Source organism: Stappia sp. (assembly GCF_965276915.1).
Taxonomy (GTDB): domain Bacteria; phylum Pseudomonadota; class Alphaproteobacteria; order Rhizobiales; family Stappiaceae; genus Stappia.
The window spans coordinates 4,128,630-4,147,677 of record NZ_OZ255709.1 but is presented as its reverse complement, the minus strand read 5'-3'; the positions used below and the strand labels follow the sequence as shown (position 1 = coordinate 4,147,677).

Genomic DNA, 19,048 nt, shown 5'->3' with positions numbered 1-19,048 from the left:
TCAGGTCCCGAAACGGGCCTGCCAGGTCGGCAGCGTGTCGCCCGGTCGGGCCTCGGCGGCATGGATCGCGCGGGCGATGGCCCGGCTCATCACGGCAGCGCTCGCGGCACCGAGAGCGACATTTTCCGCCAGTGGATCGGTCGGATCGGCCGGTTTTCGCGCAGCCGTCGAAAGGGCGAAGACGAGGTCGCCGTCGAGCGCGGTATGGGCCGGCCACAGCGCCCGGGCAAAGCCGTCATGCGCCATCACCGCGAGCCGTTGCAGCTCCGCCTTGGTCAGGTCCATGTCGGTGGCGACGATGGCGATCGTCGTGTTGGCGCCGTCCTTGAGCGCGTCGAGCTTGGTGCGCGGCCGGTCGATGCCTTCCGGCATCAAGTGCGGCCAGCCGCGCCCCCCGAATTCGCCGTTCTTCTCGAAGGGAGCCGCCCAGAAATGCGGGCTCTCGCCCATCGTGGCGCTGCCGAGCGCATTGACGGCGACAAGCGCGCCGATGGTGGCGCCGCTGTCCAGCCGTACCGACGCCGAACCGAGCCCGCCTTTCAGGTTGGCGGTCGTTGCGCCCGTGCCCGCGCCGTGGCTGCCGAGGGCGAAGTCGCGGGCCGCGGCGGCAAGTGCCTCACGGCCGAGCGCGCCATAGGGATTGACGTCGCCCCATGCCTTGTCGCCGCCGTTGAGCAGGTCGAAGAGAATGGCAGACGGGACGATCGGCACGCGCGCGGACCCGACGGCAAAGCCGCGCCCTTCGGCAGCCAGCGCCATCTGCACGCCGGAGGCGGCGTCGAGACCGAAGGCGGAGCCGCCGGCAAGCACCAGCGCGTCGACCGCATCGACCGTGAAGCGCGGATCGAGGAGAGCCGCCTCGCGCGTTCCCGGCGCTCCGCCATGGATGGCGATGGAGGCGCGCGCCGGTGCGTCGGGCACCAGCACGGTGACGCCGGATTTCAATGCTTCGTTCGAGGCATTGCCGACCGAAAGGCCGGGCACGTCTGTAATGAGGTTTCGCAAGGTCGCCAGGTCCGCGTCAGATACGGTGATAGGTGCGGTCGAGATAGATCAGCGCCGGGCCGCGCTCGCCGAGGCGAATCCCGACGATCTCCCCGAAAATGACCGAGTGGGTGCCGATCTCGGAGACCTCCGTGACGCGGCAGTCGAGCGCGACGCGTGCGCCGGCGAGGATCGGCGCGCCGGTGGCGAGCCGTGTCCACTCGGCCAGTGCGAAACGCTCGTCGAAGGTGAGGTCGCCCTTGCCGGCAAAGGCGTCCGACAGCGGCTCGGCATGGGCGGGAAGCGTGTTGATGGCGAAGGCGCCGTTCGCCTTGATCACGGCGTTGATGCGGGCCTGGCGGTTGACGCAGACGAGAACGGTGGGCGGCGCGTCGGAAACGGAGGTGACGGCGGAAACCGTGGTGCCGCCGCGGCCGGCCGCTCCGTCGGTCGTGGCGATATGAACCGCCGCGCCGAGGCGGCTCATTGCCTCGCGGAAGTCGTTGCGGTCGACCGCGCGCGCATGACGCTGCCGCGCTGCGATCCCGCCCGTATCGGACGCGGGGCTGTTGGTCATCTCGTCCTTTCGGGTCCGTTGCCACCGGGGCCCTCGGCTCGAACACCCATCATAGCCGTAATGCTAACCGGGTCCGGTTTCAAATAGGTTTCCCGACCGTTGCGGTTCGAGCATGACGCTGCCGGAGCGCTGCGGACCGGCGGTTCCGGTGCCCGGCATGCGGTCGCAGATCCAGTCGATGAAGCTCTGCGCGGCCGGTCCGGGCTGATGGGTCGCCGTCAGCCAATAGCCGCGATCCCGGTTGCCGGCCGTGTCGGTCAGCGGGATCAGGTCGCCGCGTTGCAGTTCCGCCTCGATCATTGTCTCGACGCACAAGGCCACGCCGTGGCCGGCGACCACTGCGCTGACCAGCAGGTTGAAGTCGTTGAAGACGGGGCCGTTGCCGGCAAGCTCCGCCGAAAGCCCGTTGCCGGCCAGCCAGTCGCGCCAGTCCTTGCGCGTTTCGTCGTGCAGGAGCCGCGCGGCCGCAACCTGGCCAGGGGCGTCGAACGGACCGTGGGCGGCCAGATGCGCGGGGCTGCAGACAGGCCGGGTATGCCCCGACAGCAGCCGCAGGCGGACGGCATAGCGGCCGGTCTCCGGCGGCGTGTCGAACCAGTCGATGGAGATGTCGGCATCCTGCGGCGTGCCGTGCAGGGCGTAGAGCAGGCGCAGTCGCAGGGTCGGGGCGACCTCGGCGAAGTCGACGAGGCGCGGGATCAGGTAGCGGGTGCCGAAGGAGGGCACGCAGGCGATGGAAAGTTCCGGCCGGCGGGCGGTCTCGGCCACGTCGTTGCAGACCTCGCCGATGCGCGTGAGGGCGGCCTGCATGGCGCCGGCGATGCGCTCGGCCTCCGGCGTCAGCTCGATTCGCCGGCCGACGCGGCGCACCAATGCCATGCCGAACCAGTCCTCCAGGTTACGCAGATGATGGCTGACGGCGGCATGCGTTACGCCGAGTTCGTCCGCCGCCAGCCCGACGCGCCCGGTCTGCGCCAGTGCCGCAAGGGCGCGCAAAGCATTGAGCGGAGGAAGACTGGTGCGTTGCATCGTTAGATTTGCTAACAAGTTTGTCGGTATCTTTCAATTGAAACTGGCGTTTCAATGTGACTTTTTTCCCCAACGTGAATTGGCGGAAGCGGGAGGAAACGCGCCATCGCCAGCTATCCCGGACATGACCATTCCTGCGATCCCGCGCGCCAGCCCGACCGGGCCGGCGTGTGCCCTGGCGTTGTGCGCAGGGTCTGATCGCGGGACACTGCCCGGGAGAATCCGTTCGCGTTCCGGTGCCACGGGGAAAGATGTTCTTTTCTAGTCGTGGCTTTTCGAGGGGAATTGTGCCGTCAATGGCGGCTTGGTAAGTACATGCTATCACGCGCCGGCCGCAAACCGCGCCGCGCGACGGACTGAGAACGGCACAAGCCGCCAGTCCTTCAGGGGGACCACAGGGCAGATGGACTACTTCATCCAACAGTTGATCAATGGCGTGACGCTGGGGTCGATCTACGGCCTCATCGCCATTGGTTACACGATGGTCTACGGGATCATCGGCATGATCAACTTCGCCCATGGAGACATCTTCATGGTCGGGGCCTTCATCGCGTTGATTGTCGTCATCGCACTCGGCATCACGGCGGCGACGCCGCTTCTGCTGCTCATTCTGGCGCTGGTGCTGGTGCTGGTCATCGCCATGGCGCTGACGGCGGTCTGGGGCTGGACGGTGGAGCGGATCGCCTACCGGCCGCTGCGCGGCTCGTTCCGGCTGGCGCCGCTGATCACCGCGATCGGCGCCTCGATCGCGCTGCAGAATTTCGTGCAGATCTCGCAAGGCGCGCGCAACAAGCCTTTGCAGCCGCTGATCTCCGGCAATTTCAAGCTCTGGGAGACGGTGACGCCGGAAGGCTCGTTCGTCGTCCAGATCAGCTACATGCAGATCCTGATCATCGTCACGACGCTGGCGCTGATGGTCGGCTTCACGATGCTGATCAACAAGACCTCGCTCGGCCGCGCGCAGCGCGCCTGCGAGCAGGACCGCAAGATGGCCTCGCTGCTCGGCGTCAATGTCGACCGGACGATCTCGCTGACCTTCGTGATGGGCGCGGCGCTCGCCGCCGTCGCCGGCCTGATGTTCCTGCTCTACTACGGCGTGATCGACTTCTACATCGGCTTCCTGGCCGGCGTGAAGGCCTTCACCGCAGCCGTTCTCGGCGGCATCGGCTCGCTTCCCGGGGCCATGCTCGGCGGATTGCTGATCGGTCTGATCGAGACCTTCTGGTCGGGCTACTTCTCGCTTGAGTACAAGGACGTGGCAGCCTTCTCGATCCTTGCCATCGTGCTGATCTTCATGCCCGAAGGTCTGCTCGGCAAACCCGAAGTGGAGAAGGTCTGAGATCATGGCCGAACAGAAAAAGGATTTGCTTGCAGGCTCCGTGAAGGATGCCGCCGTTGGCGCGCTGGTCGCATTCGGCCTGTTCTCCATGATGATCGGAATGAGGACCGAGGTCGATGTCGGCGGACTGGCGATCGAGTATCGCTGGGGCGCGGTCGCCATGGCGGTTGCCGTTGTCTTCGGAGGACGGCTGCTGCTCAACCTCTTCGTCTGGAAGAGCGAGAAGCCGGTAACCGGGATGCTTGGCGGGCTCATGCCGACCCGGTCGTCCTTCTCGAAAGTGTCGCATCTGGTCACGCCGCTGCTCTTCGTGCTGGCGGTCGTGCTGCCCTTCCTGCTGATGTATTTCCTCGGCACCCGCGGATCGCGCCAGTATCTCGACCTGGCCATCCTGGTGACGACCTATGTCATGCTTGGCTGGGGGCTGAACATCGTGGTGGGCCTCGCGGGCCTGCTCGATCTCGGCTATGTCGCCTTCTACGCGGTCGGCGCCTACTCCTACGCGCTGCTCGCCCAGAATTTCGGCTTCTCCTTCTGGATCTGCCTGCCGCTGGCCGGCATCCTGTCGGCCTTCTGGGGGATTATCCTGGGCTTCCCGGTGCTGCGGCTGAGAGGTGACTATCTCGCCATCGTGACGCTGGCCTTCGGCGAGATCATCCGGGTGGTGCTGCTCAACTGGTACCAGTTCACCGGCGGTCCGGACGGGTTGTCCGGCATTCCGCGCCCGAGCTTCTTCGGGCTCGAGTTCGAGAGGGGCGAAGGCGGGTTCGCGGACTTCTTCGGCCTCGACTACAGCTCCATCCATCGCATCATCTTCCTCTACTACCTGATCCTGATCCTGGCGCTGATCACCAACATCGTGACGATGCGGCTGCGCAAGCTGCCGGTCGGGCGGGCCTGGGAAGCGCTGCGCGAGGACGAGATCGCCTGCCGCTCGCTTGGCATCAACACCACGCATACCAAGCTGACGGCCTTTGCCATCGGCGCCATGTTCGGCGGGTTTGCCGGGTCGTTCTTCGCCACGCGTCAGGGCTTCATCTCGCCGGAGAGCTTCACCTTCATCGAGTCTGCCGTGATCCTGGCGATCGTGGTGCTCGGAGGACTGGGCTCGCAGGTCGGCGTCGTCATCGCTGCTGTGGTGATGATCGGCGGCTTCGAGTTCTTCCGGCAGTTCGAGGAGTACCGCATGCTGGTCTTCGGCCTGCTGATGGTGGTGATCATGGTGTGGAAGCCGCGCGGTCTGATCTCGACCCGTGCGCCCTCCATCGCGCTCGACAAGCGCAAGGCCAAGGGCATTTCCGCCGATATGGTTCAGGAGGGCCACGGATGACCCGCTGGAACGACGACGCAGTCCTTCGCATCGAACGCGTGACGATGCGCTTCGGCGGCCTGATCGCGGTGAACGACCTGTCCTTCAATGTCGGGCGCGGCGACATCACCGCCCTGATCGGCCCCAACGGCGCTGGCAAGACGACCGTCTTCAACTGCGCCACCGGCTTCTACAAGCCGACCGAGGGGCGCATCGTGATGATGCGCAAGTCGGGCGAGCATTTCCTGCTCGAGCGCATGCCGGACTTCAAGATCTCGGCGCGCGCCGGCGTGGCGCGCACCTTCCAGAACATCCGCCTGTTCGGCGGCATGACGCTGCTGGAAAACCTGATGGTGGCCCAGCACAATCCGTTGATGGTCGCCTCCAATTTCACCGTCGGCGGCCTTCTGGGCATCGGCGGGTTCCGCAAGGCGGAGGCGGAAGCGGTTGAACGCGCCCGCTACTGGCTCGACCGCACCTCGCTGCTCGACCGGGCGGACGATCCCGCCGCGGACCTGCCCTATGGCGCGCAGCGGCGACTGGAGATCGCCCGGGCGATGTGCACATCGCCGGAACTGCTGTGCCTCGACGAGCCGGCGGCGGGCCTCAACCCCCGGGAAAGCGCGGAGCTCAACACGCTCCTGCACTTCATCCGCGACGAGCACGCGACCTCTGTGCTCTTGATCGAGCACGACATGTCGGTGGTCATGGAGATCTCCGATCACGTGATCGTTCTCGACTACGGCGAGAAGATCTCCGATGGCACGCCGGACGAGGTGAAGAACGATCCTAAGGTGATTGCGGCCTATCTCGGCGTTGCCGATGACGAGGTCGACCAGGTGGAAGAAGAGGTGGGCCTGTGAGCGAGAATCAACTCCTTCTCCAGGTTCGCGGCGTCGAGACCTATTACGGCAAGATCGTCGCCCTGCGCGGCGTCGACCTCGATGTTCACGAGGGCGAGATCGTGACCCTGATCGGCGCCAACGGCGCCGGCAAGTCGACCCTGATGATGACGATCTGCGGCACTCCGCAGGCCCGCACCGGCACGGTCGTCTACAAGGGCATCGACATCACCCACATGCCGACGCACGAGATCATGCGCATGGATATCGCCCAGTCTCCGGAAGGGCGGCGCATCTTTCCGCGCATGTCGGTGCTGGAAAACCTCCAGATGGGGGCGGCGGTCGTCGACCAGAAGCATTTTTCCGGCGATCTGGAGAAGGTCTTCACCCTCTTCCCCCGTCTCAAGGAGCGGCGGGAGCAGCGCGGGGGAACGCTGTCGGGCGGCGAGCAGCAGATGCTGGCCATCGCCCGGGCGCTGATGGGCCGCCCGCGGCTGCTTCTGCTCGACGAGCCGTCGCTGGGTCTGGCGCCGCTGATCGTCAAGCAGATCTTCGATGCGATCGGCGAGCTCAACCGCGCCGAGGGGCTGACCGTCTTCCTCGTCGAGCAGAATGCCTATCACGCGCTGAAGCTCGCCCATCGCGGCTACGTCATGGTCAATGGCGTGATCACGATGTCGGGGACGGGCAAGGAGCTGTTGTCGCGCGAGGAGGTCAAGGCGGCCTATCTTGAGGGCGGCCGGCACTGACGACGTGGCCGCCGGTACGGCGGCCGGGATTGTTTCATCGCCGTTTGCGGAAGGGCGCTCGTCCCCGCACGGCGGAAACCTAAGGAGGTCCTGATGGGATTCCTCTACGATACGAGCCTTGCGGGTTTCATCATCCTGACGCTGGTGCTGGGCAGCGCCGCGGCGTGGGCCACGGGGCGTGCCTGCGCGCTGACCTGGCGGCCGTTGCCGGTGCTGGTCTGGTTCGCCTTCCTGCTGTCGGTGGTGGTCCGGTTCCTCAGCTTCGCGCTGTACGGCGGCACGCTGCTGTCGATCCAGCACTGGCTGGTGGCCTTCATCTATCTGGCGGGGTTCGCGCTGGCCGGATGGCGGGTGACGCGCACGTCGCAGATGACCAGCCAGTATCGCTGGCTCTACGAGAAAACGAGCCCGTTCGGCTGGCGGCTTCGTCCGGGTGCGGACGACAGCATTGTCAATTAGGACAGGGCTTTAGCGGGAGGGGACGGTTTCCCTTCCGGAAGGATCCGAAACGCTCGACTTTGTTCGAAAAGGCGATAGTGTTTCGGTACATGGCGGCGCCGGAAGGGGCCGTCGGCGGGCGCAAAGCCCGCGACCAGAGTGGTCCAGCGCCCGGCCCGGGGTGGGTCGGGAAAGCATCTGGAACAGGGGAGAATATCTTATGAAGAAGCTTCTTATGGCGAGCGTAGCCACCGTCATCGGCATGGGGCTTTCGAGCGCCGCGCTGGCGGATATCGTGATCGCCACCGCCGGTCCGATGACCGGCCAGTACGCGTCCTTCGGCGCGCAGATGAAGGCCGGCGCCGAGCAGGCCATCGAGGACATCAACGCAGCCGGCGGCATCAACGGCGAGAAGCTGGTGCTGCAGGTCGGTGACGATGCCTGCGATCCGAAGCAGGCCGTCGCGGTTGCCAACCAGTTCGTCGGTTCGGGCGTCGTCTTCGTCGCCGGCCACTTCTGCTCGGGCTCTTCGATCCCGGCAAGCCAGGTCTATGCGGAAGAGGGCATCATCCAGATCTCTCCCGCCTCGACCAACCCGAAGTTCACCGACGAGCGTCCGGGTCCGGGCACGTTCCGCACCTGCGGCCGTGACGACCAGCAGGGCCAGGTCGCCGGTGCCTTCCTTGCCGAGAAGTTCGGCGACAAGAACATCGCCGTCATTCACGACAAGACCGCCTACGGCAAGGGTCTCGCCGACGAGACCAAGAAGTACATGAACGAGGCCGGCAAGCAGGAAACCCTCTACGAGGCCTATACGGCCGGCGAGAAGGACTACACCGCGCTTGTGTCCAAGCTGAAGGCCGAGAACATCGGCGTGCTCTATGTGGGCGGCTATCACACCGAAGCCGGCCTCATCAAGCGCCAGATGGCCGAGCAGGGCATGGACACCATCCTCGTCTCGGGCGACGCGCTCGTCACCGACGAGTACTGGTCGATCACCGGCGACGTCGGTGCCGGCACGCTGATGACGTTCTCGCCGGATCCGCGCAAGAACGAAATCGCCAAGCCGGTCGTCGATGCGCTTGAGGCCGCCGGCCGTACGGCCGAAGGCTACTCGCTCTACACCTACGCAGCGATCCAGGCCTGGGCCGAAGCCGTGAAGGCGGCTGGTTCGACCGATTTCGACGCTGTCGTGGGGAAGCTCAACGAGGGTGAGTTCGCCACCGTTCTCGGCAGCCTGTCCTTCGACGACAAGGGCGACGTGACCCTGCCGGGCTACGTCTTCTACGAGTGGAAGGACGGCACCTACGACTACCTGCAGTAATCGCTCGCAGGCAGTCAGCCGAAGATGAATGCGCCCCGTCCGGCCTTGCCGGGCGGGGCTTTTTCGTCCGGGCGGCGGTGCGCGCCACCGGGGCCCCGTAAACCTTAACGCGTAACCTTGTCGCGCGAATCCCGCCCGCCGGGCCCATGAAATCCTTCCCGCCGGTGCGCTATTGCGTAAACTTTCCGTAAACCAACCATTGCGGGGCGCGCGGGGATGAGCAGGGTAATCTGGGCAATGGTCGCCATTTACCTGGCGATCGGGCTGGCCTTCTGGAGCCATGCAGCGGCCGCGGCGCCGGAAGTTGTTTCCTTTTCCGACGCCCGTTTCGCGCCCGGCACCATCGTCGTCAGCAACAGCGAGAAGCGGCTCTATCTCGTCCAGCGCGGCGGGACGGCGCTGCGCTACCCCGTCGCCGTGGGCAAACGCGGCAAGGCCTGGACCGGGCGCACCTTCATCCGCGGCATGCATGTGCGGCCCGCCTGGTCGCCGCCGGCCGTCGTGAAGCGCGACCTGCCGCACCTGCCGGCGGTTATTCCCGGCGGGGCGCCGAACAACCCGATGGGTGTGGCTGCCATGACGCTGGCCGGCGGCGAATTCGCCATCCACGGCACGAACCGCCCCGGCTCCATCGGCCGCGCCGTCTCCTATGGCTGCATCCGCATGCAGAACCGCGACATTGCCGACCTGTTTCGCCGGGTGAACGTGCGTACCCCGGTCGTCGCGGTGAACTGACGGCCGACGGGTTGTCCCCGCATTGCCGGGCGTCCCGAAAACGCGTGTGTCTTCCCCAGCATTCCCGCTTTCCGATTGCGTGCACCCTGGAGTTCTGATCCTCTTCCGCTGCCTGGAAGTTCAGGGAAACGCGATGTGGCGTCGGTGGTTGTCCGGCTTTGCCGCGTTGTTCTCCGGCAGTCAGGCGCCGGAATGATGGAGTGGGAGGCTTGGGAATGCTGGCAGGACTGCGGCGCGTGATACACAGCCAGGACGGCGAGGACGGGCTTCTTGAGGCCCTGTTCGCGCGTACGGGCGGCGGCCCGGGCTATTTCGTCGAGTTTGGTGCCTGGGACGGGCGCTTCAAGAGCAACACGTTCCATCTCTACGAGACGCTCGGCTGGAAGGGCTGTTACATCGAGGGCAATCCGGACCGGTTCAAGGACCTTCTCGCCAATGTCGATCCTCAGCGGATCGATGCGCGCAACGTGTTCGTCACGCCGCAAGGCGGCAATTCCCTCGACGCGATCCTGGCGGGCACCGGCTGTCCCAAGGAGTTTGATGTCCTGTCGATCGACATCGATTCCGACGATCATGCCATCTGGAGCGGTGTTGCGGGCTACCGGCCGAAAATCGTGATCATCGAGTACAACCCGACCATCCCCAACTCATCCGACTACGTGCAGCCGCTCGGCAGCTACATCGGCAATTCCGCGGGCGCGCTCTACAAGCTGGGACGGGAAAAGGGCTACGATCTCATCGATGCGACCGAGACCAACCTGATCTTCTGCCGGACTGACCTGCTCGACGCGTTTGAACTGACGGCGGTCGACCTGGACACCGCGCGCCCGGATGTCGGCCATATCTTCTTCGGCTATGACGGGTCGGTGCGGGTCACCGGTCGTTTGACATCCAATCCCTGGACCGGAAAGTCGCTGCACACGACGGTGACGGGCCAGGAACCGAGCCTGTCGGAAATTCGCAAGCTGCTCAGTCGCAAGCTGCGCCGCCTTGTCAGGAGGCTTCGTGCCAGGCTGATGCCCCGTGCCGGCTGACCGCCTGCGTCGCAGCGCTCGGGGGGAGCGGGAGCTGCGCGCGTGAAAGGGCCGGCGTCGGCGCGATCTCCGGGCCGGAAGCCCTCATCCTGCCGGTGTCGAGCACGGCCGTGCCGAGCGCGAACAGCGTTGCTGTTGCAAGAACACAGGCGACGACCGCAGGTAAAATTCCCCCTGCGCGCCTGCTTGACTGTGCCGTCCGTTCCGTCAGTCTCATCGTCATTTCCGGCCTATGCCGGACCTTCCGGTTTGTCCGCTTGTGCGCGTAAGACAACCTGGCGATTACACGTTTCTATACTTGAGATGAGCGTTGGGTTCGGCAATTTCAAGGCGGGCCGTTGCCGAGAATGTGGCATGCCAATGCCAAGGGGTCGGCGCATCGGGACTTGTGGTCGGCTCGCGCGGCCAGCACTCTTCCTGTCGGGGTTCGAAAAAAGGGGAGAAAAATGCTCAGTGCCTTGACACTCATCCTGTGCTGCCAGCTTGCCGGAGAGCTCCTGGTCGAGGCGTGCGGCCTGCCCGTGCCGGGACCGGTCGTCGGCATGGTGCTGTTGTTCGCCTGGCTGATGCTGCGCAAGCGCGAGGACAAGGAGCTGGCTGCGACGGCGGACGCGCTGCTGCGCAACCTGGCGCTTCTTTTCGTTCCCGCCGGCGTCGGTGTCGTCCTGCATCTCGGCCTGATCGGGCGTGAGGGGATTGCCATCTCGGCGGCCCTGATCGTCTCGACGCTCGCGACCGTCGCGGTGACGGCGCTGGTGATGCAATGGACCCTGCGCGGGGAGGGCGGGGGCAAGGGCGAAACCGGCACATCGGCCAAGGGGGAGGGCGGCCGGTGAGCACGCCGCTTGAGCAGATCTGGGTCTATCTCTCGGCGAGCCCGCTGGCCGCCCTGACGGTGACGCTTGTCGCCTACCAGACCGGTTTCGCGCTGTATCGCAGATCCGGATACCACCCGTTGGTCAATCCGGTCCTGATCGCGGTCGCGATCATCGCCGGGCTGCTGATTGCCGGCGGCATCGATTATTCGGTCTATTTCGACGGCGCGCAGTTCGTGCATTTCCTGCTCGGCCCGGCGACCGTGGCGCTTGCCATTCCGCTCTACCGGCAGATCGAACGGGTTCGCCGCTCGGCCCTGGCGATCGTCGTAAGCCTGATGGCAGGCTCGGCTTTCGCGGCCGTCTCGGCCGTCGGCATTGCCGCGCTGCTCGGGGCCTCGGATGCGACGCTCGCCTCGCTGGCGCCCAAGTCGGCGACCGCGCCGGTCGCCATGGGCATTGCCAGTTCGCTCGGCGGGCTGCCATCGCTCACCGCCGTCCTGGTCATTCTGACCGGCATCCTTGGGGCCGCGCTCGGGCCGCTTGTGCTCGATCTGGTGCGGGTGAGGGACTGGCGGGCGCGGGGCTTTGCCATCGGCGTCGCCGCCCATGGCATCGGCACCTCGCGCGCGCTTCTGGTCAACGAGACGGCGGGCGCCTTTTCCGGCCTCGCGATGGGGCTGAATGCCATCGCCACCGCCCTGCTCGTACCGTTTCTCTGGCGCCTGTTCTTCTGAACAGGGACAGGTTTGTCAGCCCGCCGCCTTGAGCCACTGGCGCGGGTCGACCGTTCCGTCCGGCCGGGTGCTTCCGGAGAGCGCCCGGCAAAGATCCTCGACCGTGTCGAGCGAGTGTACCGAGCGGAACTCGTCGACATGTGGCAGCATTGCCCGGACCCCCTTGGCGCGCGCCTGGAAGCCGTCGAAGCGCAGCAGCGGGTTCAGCCAGACCAGTCGCCGGCAGGAGCGGTGCAGCCGGTCGATCTCGCGGGCGAGATCCTCGTCGGTGTCGCGTTCCAGCCCGTCGGTGACGAGCAGCACGATCGGGCCGCCCGACATCACCCGCCGCGACCATTTCCGGTTGAATTCGGCAAGTGCCGTGGCGATCCGGGTTCCGCCCGACCAGTCCTCGACGCCGTCGGTGCAGGCGATCAGCGCCTCGTCCGGGTCCTTCATGCGCAGTTGCCGGGTGACGTTGGTCAGCCGTGTGCCGAACAGGAACGTGTGGACGTTGCGGCGCTCCTCGGTCAGCGCATGCAGGAAATGCAGCAGGATGCGGGTGTACTGGCTCATCGAACCGGAAATGTCGCAGAGCGCGACGATCGGCGGCCGGCGCATGTCGGGGCGCTTGTGGCGCAGGTCGATCATGTCGCCGCCGGTCCTGAGCGAGGCGCGCAGCGTCCGGCGCGGGTCGATGCGGCCGCGCGGCGCGGTGACGAAGCGGCGCAGGCGCACCTTCTCCATCGGCATCACCATGCGCCGCAGCGCGGCCTTGGCGGCGCGGATCTCCTCCGCGTTCATCTGGGCGAAGTCCTTGCGCTGCAGCAGTTCACGGCCCGACACGGTGAAGCGCGCGTCGATCTCCAGTTCCTCGCGCTCCTGGGTGCTCTGGCGGTCCCGGGTTGCCTGGAAGGCCTGGGCGACGCGGGTCTGGCCTGCCTTTGGCTTTTCGGCCTCGCCGCGCGGCGGGGCGACGGGGGAGAGGATCGACAGGAGCTTTTCGATCAGCCCGCGCGACTTCCAGTAGATGCGGAAGGCTTCGTCGAAGACGATGCGGTGCTCGCGCTTGCGCACGAAGACGGCGTGCAGTGTCCAGTAGAGATCGTCGCGGTCGCGGATGCCGGCAAGCTCGACGGCGCGCACCGCATCGACCACGCTCGCCGGCCCCACAGGCATGCCGGCGCGGCGCAGGGTGCGGGCGAAATGCACGATGTTTTCGGTGATGCGCCCGGCGGAAGCGCCGTTGCCCCCCGGCGTGCCGCCTTCGGCCGTGCCTGCCTGATCGGCCATTCGGGCTACACCGTCTCCTGTCCGGCGCGCTCCATGTCGCGGCGGATCTCGTCGATCATCTGGCGGGCGCGCGATCCGCGCACACGGTCGATATCGTCCTGGTATTTCAGCAGCACGCCGAGCGTGTCGGAGACCATGTCGGGATCGAGCGCGATCTCGTTCAGTTCGGTGAGCGCCGTGGCCCAGTCGAGCGTTTCGGCAACGCCCGGCTGCTTGAACAGGTCCTCGTCGGTGCGCAGCTTCTGGACGAAGGCGACAAGTTCGGCCGTCAGCCGTTCGGCTGCACCGGGCACCTTGCGCCGGACGATCTCCAGTTCACGTTCCGCGTCGGGATAGTCGACCCAGTGATAGAGGCAGCGGCGCTTGAGCGCGTCGTGGATCTCGCGGGTGCGGTTGGTGGTGATGATGACGATGGGCGGTTCCTCGGCGCGGATCGTGCCGAGTTCGGGGATCGTCACCTGGCTGTCGGCGAGGACCTCCAGCAGGAAGGCCTCGAACGCCTCGTCGGCGCGGTCGAGTTCGTCGATCAGCAGCACCGGCGCGCCGTTGACCGAGGGCTGCAGCGCCTGCAGGATCGGCCTGCGGATCAGGAATCGCTCGCCGAAGACCGACTTCGACAGATCGTCCCGGTCGGTGTCGCCGGTGGCCTCCGACACGCGGATCTCCACCATCTGCGCCGCGTAGTTCCACTCGTAGACGGCGGTGGAGATGTCCAGCCCTTCGTAGCATTGCAGGCGGATCAGGTCGCGCCCCAGCGCCTGCGACAGCACCTTGGCGATCTCCGTCTTGCCGACGCCGGCCTCGCCTTCCAGGAACAGCGGCCGCTTCAGCTTCAGGGCGAGCAGCAGCACGGTGGCGAGCGCGCGGTCACCGACATAGCCCTCGCTGTCGAGCAGGGCCATGGTGTCGTCGATCGAGGCGGGCAGCGGCGTTGCGGTCATCTGGTCTCCGTAAGCTGTCATCCTGCCGCACACCATAGTGCGAGGGCGCATGCCTTGTCAGGTGTCCTTAAGGCCGAGGCACATATGGCACGGTATCGGGAAGCGGACGATGTGCCGGAGGGCCGGTTTTCGAGGATTAACGCTCTGTTAAGCATGAATTCCGGACACTGTTGGCGGGGAGAGGTTACGGAGGTTCCGATCATGACTTCATCGGATTTTTCGCGCCAGCTTGAGGGTTACGGCCTGCTCACCGCCCAGATCCTCTATCACATGCCCGACCATCCCGGCCTGCTGCAGACATTTCTCTGGCAGACGCAGGACAAGGCTCCTGTCTTTCCGGAGCTGAAGCGCTTCCTGACATTCTGGGAGCGCGACATCGACGGCAAGATCCATTCCGTGCGGATCTGTCATCGCGACCTGATCGGGCCGTCCGACTGGCGTCTGCTGGATGCGGAATATCCGATCCACTGACGGGCGACGCCGGGCGGGACTGCTATCGTTTCGGCAGGTCCAGCCCCGCGCCGTCGCGCATGATGGCGCGGGCTTGCTCGGTGAAGTCGGACCCGCTGCCCTCGTGCAGCACGAAGCCCGGCAGCAGGCGCAAGGGCGCGCGGCTTGCCCGGATCGCGCGCAGCAGGATCCGGGTCGCGGCCGCTTCCGGCCGCGGCCTGAGCGGGATCACGTCGACGGCCCCGAACCGCCCTTTCAGCGCTTCCAGCAATTCGCCGAGCCCGTCGGCGCGGAAGATCATGGTCAGCGTTCCGCCTTCGCGGACAATGTCGGTCGCGACCCGCGCCCAGGGTTCAAGGCCGCGCGCGTCGAGCACATGGGCGCCGGCGCGGGCATCCGCCGGCGAGGCGCGAAAGCGGCCGTCTGCATAGTAGGGCGGGTTGATGATCGCGTGGTCGGCGAAGGCCGGGACGAGGCCGGCGGCGTGCCGGGCGCTGCCCTTGGCGCCGATATCGGCGTCGATGATCGAGACGCGGCCGGCGAAACCGGCATTTTCCGGCAGTTCGAGCGCACGGGCGGCAAGGTCTAGGGCGAAGCGGTCGCGGTCGACCAGCGTCACGCGCACATCCGTGAGCCGCGCGGCGAGGCAGAAGCCCGCCGTGCCGACGCCTGAACCCAGATCGACCACGTGGCCCTGCGTCCCGGCCGGGACGGCGGCGGCCAGATAGACGGCGTCGAGGCCGGCGCGGTGGCGTCCGCGGGCCGGCTGGAGAAGCTGCACGAGGCCGCCCAGAAAGGCATCCTTCGTGATCTCCTCGGTCTCCGCCGCCGGCCGGCCGGCCGGTTCGTCCTCGCCGGTCATGCGCCGGCGTTCCGCCCGTCCTTCAGGGCGCGGGGGTCGAGTTCGTGTTCGAGCCCGGCCGCGACCAAAAGGCGCACGGCCGCGCTGCGGTCTTCCTCCACCACCATCACGCGCCGCGCAATGGCCCCGATCGAGCCCTCCAGCACGCTCATGTTGCCGTCGAGGACGAGATGGCCGATCCCGGCCTCGCCGAGCAGCGCCTCGACAAAGGAAATCAGCACCATGTCATTGGTGCGCAGCAGAGGAACCATGTACTCGATTTCCCGTCCGTGTTTGCGGTGCCGCACCATACAAGACGAACGCCGGTTTTGCGACATGGCGATGGCGGTAGCCGATGTGTCGGGTCCGATGTCTTCAACAGTGCGTAGAGCGAAAGACGGCTTGCCGTGGGCAGGGGCGAGACCTATTGTCCCGGCGACACGTATCTGGAAAAGGTTGTTCAACGTGGGTGTGGTGGTTCCCTTGCGCGAAACCCGGTCCGAGCCGGCGAGCATTCAGCATCTGGTCGACCTCACAGCCGGCGGCATGGAGGCTGTGAACCAGCTGATCCTGTCGAAGGCCGGTTCCAACGTCGAGCTCATTCCCGAGATCGCCCGGCACCTGATTTCCTCCGGCGGCAAGCGGCTGCGGCCGATGCTGACGCTGGCGATGGCGGACCTGTTCGGTTATCGCGGCGAGGGTCATGTCGGGCTCGCCGCCAGCGTCGAGTTCATGCACACGGCGACGCTCCTGCATGACGATGTCGTCGACGAGAGCGACATGCGCCGCGGCAAGCTCGCCGCGCGCAAGCTGTGGGGCAACCAGGCGAGCGTCCTTGTCGGCGACTACCTGCTCGGCCAGGCCTTCAAGATGATGGTCGACGTCGGATCGCTCGAGGCCTTGCGGATCCTGTCGAGTGCCTCGGCGGTGATTGCCGAGGGTGAGGTGATGCAGCTCGGCGCGGCGCAGGATCTGGGCACCACCGAGGACCGCTACATGCAGGTGATCGAGGCGAAGACGGCGGCGCTTTTCGCCGCCGCCGCCGAGGTCGGACCGGTGATCGCCGACGCGGGCGAGGCGGACCGCGCCGCCGCGCGCGGCTACGGAATGGCGCTGGGCCTGGCCTTCCAGCTCGTCGACGACGCGCTCGACTATGGCGGGTCGGCCGCGGATCTTGGCAAGGACACCGGCGACGACCTGCGCGAGGGCAAGATCACGCTGCCGGTCATTCTCGCCATCGCCCGGGGGCGCGAGGAAAACCGCGCCTTCTGGCAGCGCTGCCTGGAGGCGCGCCAGGTCCGCGACGGCGATCTGGAAACCGCGATCGCGATCATGCACGAGACCGACGCGCTGGCCGACACGGTGGTGCGGGCGCGCTCCTTCGGCGAGCAGGCGCTCACCGCGCTGGAAAAGCTCCCGGCCGGTTCGCAGCGCGATGCGATGGCCGAAGCCGTCGAATTCTGCATCGCGCGAGTCAAATAACGACAATTTTCGCGCAGTTTTTTACAAGATTTGCGCGAAACATTTTCGAAATTGCGCGAAATATTTTCCGCTTTGACGCAAAAGGCCGCCCCCGTCGGGGCGGCCTTTGTCGTCGAGAGGCCGCAGTTTCGCTCAGCCCATGCGTTCCGAAGCGTAGCTGCCCGGGCTCGCCGGGAAGACGACGGTCTTGTTGCCGTTGACGAAGACGCGGCGGTGAATATGCGCGTGGATGGCGCGCGCCAGCACCTGGCTTTCCACGTCGCGGCCGAGCGAGACGTAATCGTCCGGCGACTGCGCATGGGTCACCCGCACGGTGTCCTGCTCGATGATCGGCCCCTCGTCGAGATCGCTGGTGACATAGTGCGAGGTCGCGCCGATCAGCTTCACGCCGCGCGCGAAGGCCTGCTTGTAGGGATTGGCGCCCTTGAAGCTCGGCAGGAAGGAATGGTGGATGTTGATGACCCGGCCGGCCATCTCCTCGCACATGCGCGTCGACAGGACCTGCATGTAGCGCGCCAGCACCACGAGTTCGGCGCCCGTCTCCTCGACGATCGCCATCTGGCGCGCCTCGGCCTCCGCCTTGTTGGCCTTCGTCACCTTGATGTAGTGGAACGGAATGTCGTGATTGACCACCAGCTTCTGGTAGTCGAGATGGTTGGAGATCACGCCGACGATGTCGATCGGCAGGGCGCCGATGCGCCAGCGGTAGAGCAGGTCGTTGAGACAATGGCCGAAGCGCGACACCATGATCAGCACTTTCATGCGTGCCTTCTCGTCATGGAACGTGAAGTCCATGCCCAGAGGCTCGGCGCGCGCGCCAAACCCGTCCGAGAGCTGCTCCAGCGTCGTGCCGGTCTCGCTGTTGAAGCTGACGCGCATGAAGAAGTTGCCGGTCTCGCGATCGTCGAACTGGGCACTGTCGGTGATGTTGCAGCCGTTCTCGGCCAGGTAGGTCGAGATGGCTGCGACGATGCCGCGGGTCGAACGGCATGTGACGGTCAGGGCAAAGGCGCTCATGGGAACTTCCTGCTGGGCGAGGGCTTCGTTGCGGGCCGGATCGCGGACGAACCAATAGCCGGTCGTGACCAGTCTTGTCAGCATCGCTTCGCCGCGCCATCGCGAAAAGCGGCGCGCAGCGGCTGATTTGCGACGAAGGTCACCCGCCGGGCGGGGCGACACCCTCTACAGGGGCGGCGGCGGCCCACCAGTGCGGGTGCCGGGCGCCGATGTCCTTCGCCAGCGCCCGCGCCGCGCCAAGGGTCTCAAGGAGCGCGAAGCAGGTCGCACCGGACCCGGACATGCGGGCCAGCCGTACGCCGTCCTGCCGCCGGAGCATGGCGAGCACGTCGCCGATTTCGGGTGCCACGGAGATTGCGGCCTCCTGAAGATCGTTGCGCGTCTCGCCGAGCCAGTCGACGAGATGGTCGACACCGGCAAAGCCAGTGTAGCCGGTCGGCGGCAGGGGAGGATTGTCGCGGCCGGCGAGACGGGAGAAGACCGCGGGCGTCGGTATGGCGATGCCCGGATTGACGAGGACGACGGCATGGGCGGGAAAGCGCGGCAGCGGCGCGATCCTCTCGCCGATGCCGGAGACAAGTGCGGGGCGCGAGGCCAGGCACATGGGCACGTCTGCGCCCAGCTCCAGCGCAAGCGCGGCCAGCATGTCGAGATCGTGGCGATCCGCCTGCCGCCCGGTTCGCAGCTCGAGGCCGAGCAGCAGGGCGGCGGCGGCATCGGCCGAGCCGCCGCCGATGCCGGAGGCGACGGGAAGGTTCTTTTCCAGGTGAAGCCTGTATCCCGTGGCCGACGCGCCGAGACGGGCATCGAGGGCACGCAGCGCGCGCAGGACGAGGTTGTCCCCGGTGTCGGCGTTTGTGCCAAGATCAGCTGCGAAGCGACCGCCGACCGTCAGGCCCAGGGCACCGTCGTCGGGGGGCGAGGCGGGAGGCGCCAGGGCCAGCCGGTCGCCGAACTCGGGGAAGGCGACGAGGCTTTCCAGGAGGTGGTAGCCGTCCGCGCGCCGCCCCGTCACGTGCAGGGCGTAGTTCACTTTCGCGCGGGCAAGACGGACTTCTGCGAGGCGGGCTTGGGCGAGGGGGGCCCGGGCCGGTTCGCTCCGGGCGCCGTCCGCGTCGTCGGCGGTCATGGGA

At 66.5% G+C, this 19,048-nt stretch carries 21 protein-coding genes; 12 read left to right on the top strand and 9 right to left on the bottom strand.

Translation table 11 applies throughout. The features are described 5' to 3' along the window. From ACQY46_RS19370 to ACQY46_RS19360, 3 genes are all read right to left on the bottom strand, one after another. Window positions 1-1,005 (bottom strand): P1 family peptidase, encoded by a 1,005-nt coding sequence (locus ACQY46_RS19370; protein ID WP_428697614.1) that lies wholly within the window; start codon window positions 1,003-1,005, stop codon window positions 1-3. A gap of 16 nt (window positions 1,006-1,021) precedes the next feature. Further along, window positions 1,022-1,561: a flavin reductase family protein gene (locus ACQY46_RS19365; protein ID WP_428697613.1), complete on the bottom strand. Its 540-nt coding sequence runs from the start codon at window positions 1,559-1,561 to the stop codon at window positions 1,022-1,024. Window positions 1,562-1,624: 63 nt separating this feature from the next. Next, a complete protein-coding gene (locus tag ACQY46_RS19360; RefSeq protein ID WP_428697612.1) occupies window positions 1,625-2,590 on the bottom strand; it encodes a LysR substrate-binding domain-containing protein in 966 nt (321 codons plus the stop codon). Window positions 2,591-2,993: 403 nt separating this feature from the next. On the opposite strand from ACQY46_RS19360, the gene ACQY46_RS19355 reads away from it, so the two are divergent. The 10 genes from ACQY46_RS19355 to ACQY46_RS19310 all read left to right on the top strand — a co-directional run bounded on the left by ACQY46_RS19355 (window position 2,994) and on the right by ACQY46_RS19310 (window position 11,912). Beyond that, the gene (locus ACQY46_RS19355) at window positions 2,994-3,929 is read left to right on the top strand and encodes an ABC transporter permease subunit (protein ID WP_306031091.1); all 936 of its coding nucleotides are present in this window, start codon (window positions 2,994-2,996) and stop codon (window positions 3,927-3,929) included. A gap of 4 nt (window positions 3,930-3,933) precedes the next feature. Next, window positions 3,934-5,259 (top strand): high-affinity branched-chain amino acid ABC transporter permease LivM, encoded by a 1,326-nt coding sequence (gene livM / locus ACQY46_RS19350; protein ID WP_428697611.1) that lies wholly within the window; start codon window positions 3,934-3,936, stop codon window positions 5,257-5,259. After that, window positions 5,256-6,101, top strand: coding sequence for an ABC transporter ATP-binding protein (locus ACQY46_RS19345; RefSeq protein WP_428697610.1), 846 nt, complete (start codon window positions 5,256-5,258; stop codon window positions 6,099-6,101). The genes livM and ACQY46_RS19345 overlap by 4 nt, the downstream gene beginning before the upstream one ends. Further along, a complete protein-coding gene (locus ACQY46_RS19340) occupies window positions 6,098-6,829 on the top strand; it encodes an ABC transporter ATP-binding protein (protein WP_428697609.1) in 732 nt (243 codons plus the stop codon). Before ACQY46_RS19345 ends, ACQY46_RS19340 begins: the two co-directional genes overlap by 4 nt. 93 nt (window positions 6,830-6,922) lie before the next feature. Then, complete coding sequence (locus ACQY46_RS19335; RefSeq protein WP_428697608.1) at window positions 6,923-7,288, top strand: DUF6867 family protein; 366 nt, start codon at window positions 6,923-6,925, stop codon at window positions 7,286-7,288. A gap of 199 nt (window positions 7,289-7,487) precedes the next feature. Further along, entirely contained in the window at window positions 7,488-8,591 is a 1,104-nt protein-coding gene (locus ACQY46_RS19330; RefSeq protein WP_428697607.1) for a branched-chain amino acid ABC transporter substrate-binding protein, read from the top strand. A 237-nt stretch (window positions 8,592-8,828) separates the two neighbouring features. Then, on the top strand, window positions 8,829-9,326 hold the full coding sequence (locus ACQY46_RS19325; protein ID WP_428700524.1) for a L,D-transpeptidase: 498 nt from the start codon (window positions 8,829-8,831) through the stop codon (window positions 9,324-9,326). 215 nt (window positions 9,327-9,541) lie between these two features. Continuing rightward, the gene (locus tag ACQY46_RS19320) at window positions 9,542-10,360 is read left to right on the top strand and encodes a hypothetical protein (RefSeq protein ID WP_428697606.1); all 819 of its coding nucleotides are present in this window, start codon (window positions 9,542-9,544) and stop codon (window positions 10,358-10,360) included. A gap of 446 nt (window positions 10,361-10,806) precedes the next feature. Further along, window positions 10,807-11,196 carry a CidA/LrgA family protein gene (locus tag ACQY46_RS19315; protein ID WP_428697605.1) on the top strand — a complete coding sequence of 130 codons (390 nt, stop codon included), beginning with the start codon at window positions 10,807-10,809 and terminating at the stop codon, window positions 11,194-11,196. Further along, complete coding sequence (locus tag ACQY46_RS19310) at window positions 11,193-11,912, top strand: LrgB family protein (protein WP_428697604.1); 720 nt, start codon at window positions 11,193-11,195, stop codon at window positions 11,910-11,912. Before ACQY46_RS19315 ends, ACQY46_RS19310 begins: the two co-directional genes overlap by 4 nt. A 15-nt stretch (window positions 11,913-11,927) precedes the next feature. On the opposite strand, the gene ACQY46_RS19305 is transcribed toward ACQY46_RS19310, so the two are convergent. Beyond that, window positions 11,928-13,184: a vWA domain-containing protein gene (locus ACQY46_RS19305; RefSeq protein WP_428697603.1), complete on the bottom strand. Its 1,257-nt coding sequence runs from the start codon at window positions 13,182-13,184 to the stop codon at window positions 11,928-11,930. 5 nt (window positions 13,185-13,189) lie between these two features. Then, entirely contained in the window at window positions 13,190-14,125 is a 936-nt protein-coding gene (locus tag ACQY46_RS19300) for an AAA family ATPase (protein WP_428697602.1), read from the bottom strand. A gap of 201 nt (window positions 14,126-14,326) precedes the next feature. Between ACQY46_RS19300 and ACQY46_RS19295 the strand changes: the two genes are divergently transcribed. Then, on the top strand, window positions 14,327-14,596 hold the full coding sequence (locus tag ACQY46_RS19295; RefSeq protein WP_428697601.1) for an usg protein: 270 nt from the start codon (window positions 14,327-14,329) through the stop codon (window positions 14,594-14,596). Window positions 14,597-14,618: 22 nt separating this feature from the next. Here the strand turns inward: ACQY46_RS19295 and ACQY46_RS19290 are convergent, their stop codons facing one another. Both ACQY46_RS19290 and ACQY46_RS19285 read right to left on the bottom strand, forming a co-directional pair. Then, window positions 14,619-15,437 (bottom strand): tRNA1(Val) (adenine(37)-N6)-methyltransferase, encoded by an 819-nt coding sequence (locus ACQY46_RS19290; RefSeq protein WP_428697600.1) that lies wholly within the window; start codon window positions 15,435-15,437, stop codon window positions 14,619-14,621. Further along, entirely contained in the window at window positions 15,434-15,688 is a 255-nt protein-coding gene (locus tag ACQY46_RS19285; RefSeq protein ID WP_428697599.1) for a DUF2007 domain-containing protein, read from the bottom strand. Before ACQY46_RS19285 ends, ACQY46_RS19290 begins: the two co-directional genes overlap by 4 nt. A 193-nt stretch (window positions 15,689-15,881) precedes the next feature. Here ACQY46_RS19285 and ACQY46_RS19280 point away from each other — a divergent pair, with 193 nt between their 5' ends. Beyond that, window positions 15,882-16,898 carry a polyprenyl synthetase family protein gene (locus tag ACQY46_RS19280; protein WP_428700523.1) on the top strand — a complete coding sequence of 339 codons (1,017 nt, stop codon included), beginning with the start codon at window positions 15,882-15,884 and terminating at the stop codon, window positions 16,896-16,898. A gap of 132 nt (window positions 16,899-17,030) precedes the next feature. Here the strand turns inward: ACQY46_RS19280 and purU are convergent, their stop codons facing one another. Together purU and ACQY46_RS19270 are read right to left on the bottom strand one after the other, a co-directional pair. Then, window positions 17,031-17,915, bottom strand: a complete 885-nt coding sequence (gene purU, locus ACQY46_RS19275) for a formyltetrahydrofolate deformylase (protein WP_428700522.1) — start codon at window positions 17,913-17,915, stop codon at window positions 17,031-17,033. Window positions 17,916-18,054: 139 nt separating this feature from the next. Then, entirely contained in the window at window positions 18,055-19,044 is a 990-nt protein-coding gene (locus ACQY46_RS19270; RefSeq protein WP_428697598.1) for a 4-(cytidine 5'-diphospho)-2-C-methyl-D-erythritol kinase, read from the bottom strand. Window positions 19,045-19,048: the final 4 nt, after the last annotated feature.

Bases quoted from the DNA above. Each gene is read 5' to 3' on its own strand.
- ACQY46_RS19365 (WP_428697613.1), bottom strand. From the start codon at position 1,561: ATGACCAACAGCCCCGCGTCCGATACGGGCGGGATCGCAGCGCGGCAG.
- ACQY46_RS19360 (WP_428697612.1), bottom strand. From the start codon at position 2,590: ATGCAACGCACCAGTCTTCCTCCGCTCAATGCTTTGCGCGCCCTTGCG.
- ACQY46_RS19355 (WP_306031091.1), top strand. From the start codon at position 2,994: ATGGACTACTTCATCCAACAGTTGATCAATGGCGTGACGCTGGGGTCG.
- livM (WP_428697611.1), top strand. From the start codon at position 3,934: ATGGCCGAACAGAAAAAGGATTTGCTTGCAGGCTCCGTGAAGGATGCC.
- ACQY46_RS19345 (WP_428697610.1), top strand. From the start codon at position 5,256: ATGACCCGCTGGAACGACGACGCAGTCCTTCGCATCGAACGCGTGACG.
- ACQY46_RS19335 (WP_428697608.1), top strand. From the start codon at position 6,923: ATGGGATTCCTCTACGATACGAGCCTTGCGGGTTTCATCATCCTGACG.
- ACQY46_RS19330 (WP_428697607.1), top strand. From the start codon at position 7,488: ATGAAGAAGCTTCTTATGGCGAGCGTAGCCACCGTCATCGGCATGGGG.
- ACQY46_RS19325 (WP_428700524.1), top strand. From the start codon at position 8,829: ATGGTCGCCATTTACCTGGCGATCGGGCTGGCCTTCTGGAGCCATGCA.
- ACQY46_RS19320 (WP_428697606.1), top strand. From the start codon at position 9,542: ATGCTGGCAGGACTGCGGCGCGTGATACACAGCCAGGACGGCGAGGAC.
- ACQY46_RS19315 (WP_428697605.1), top strand. From the start codon at position 10,807: ATGCTCAGTGCCTTGACACTCATCCTGTGCTGCCAGCTTGCCGGAGAG.
- ACQY46_RS19305 (WP_428697603.1), bottom strand. From the start codon at position 13,184: ATGGCCGATCAGGCAGGCACGGCCGAAGGCGGCACGCCGGGGGGCAAC.
- ACQY46_RS19300 (WP_428697602.1), bottom strand. From the start codon at position 14,125: ATGACCGCAACGCCGCTGCCCGCCTCGATCGACGACACCATGGCCCTG.
- ACQY46_RS19295 (WP_428697601.1), top strand. From the start codon at position 14,327: ATGACTTCATCGGATTTTTCGCGCCAGCTTGAGGGTTACGGCCTGCTC.
- ACQY46_RS19290 (WP_428697600.1), bottom strand. From the start codon at position 15,437: ATGACCGGCGAGGACGAACCGGCCGGCCGGCCGGCGGCGGAGACCGAG.
- ACQY46_RS19285 (WP_428697599.1), bottom strand. From the start codon at position 15,688: ATGGTTCCTCTGCTGCGCACCAATGACATGGTGCTGATTTCCTTTGTC.
- purU (WP_428700522.1), bottom strand. From the start codon at position 17,915: ATGAGCGCCTTTGCCCTGACCGTCACATGCCGTTCGACCCGCGGCATC.
- ACQY46_RS19270 (WP_428697598.1), bottom strand. From the start codon at position 19,044: ATGACCGCCGACGACGCGGACGGCGCCCGGAGCGAACCGGCCCGGGCC.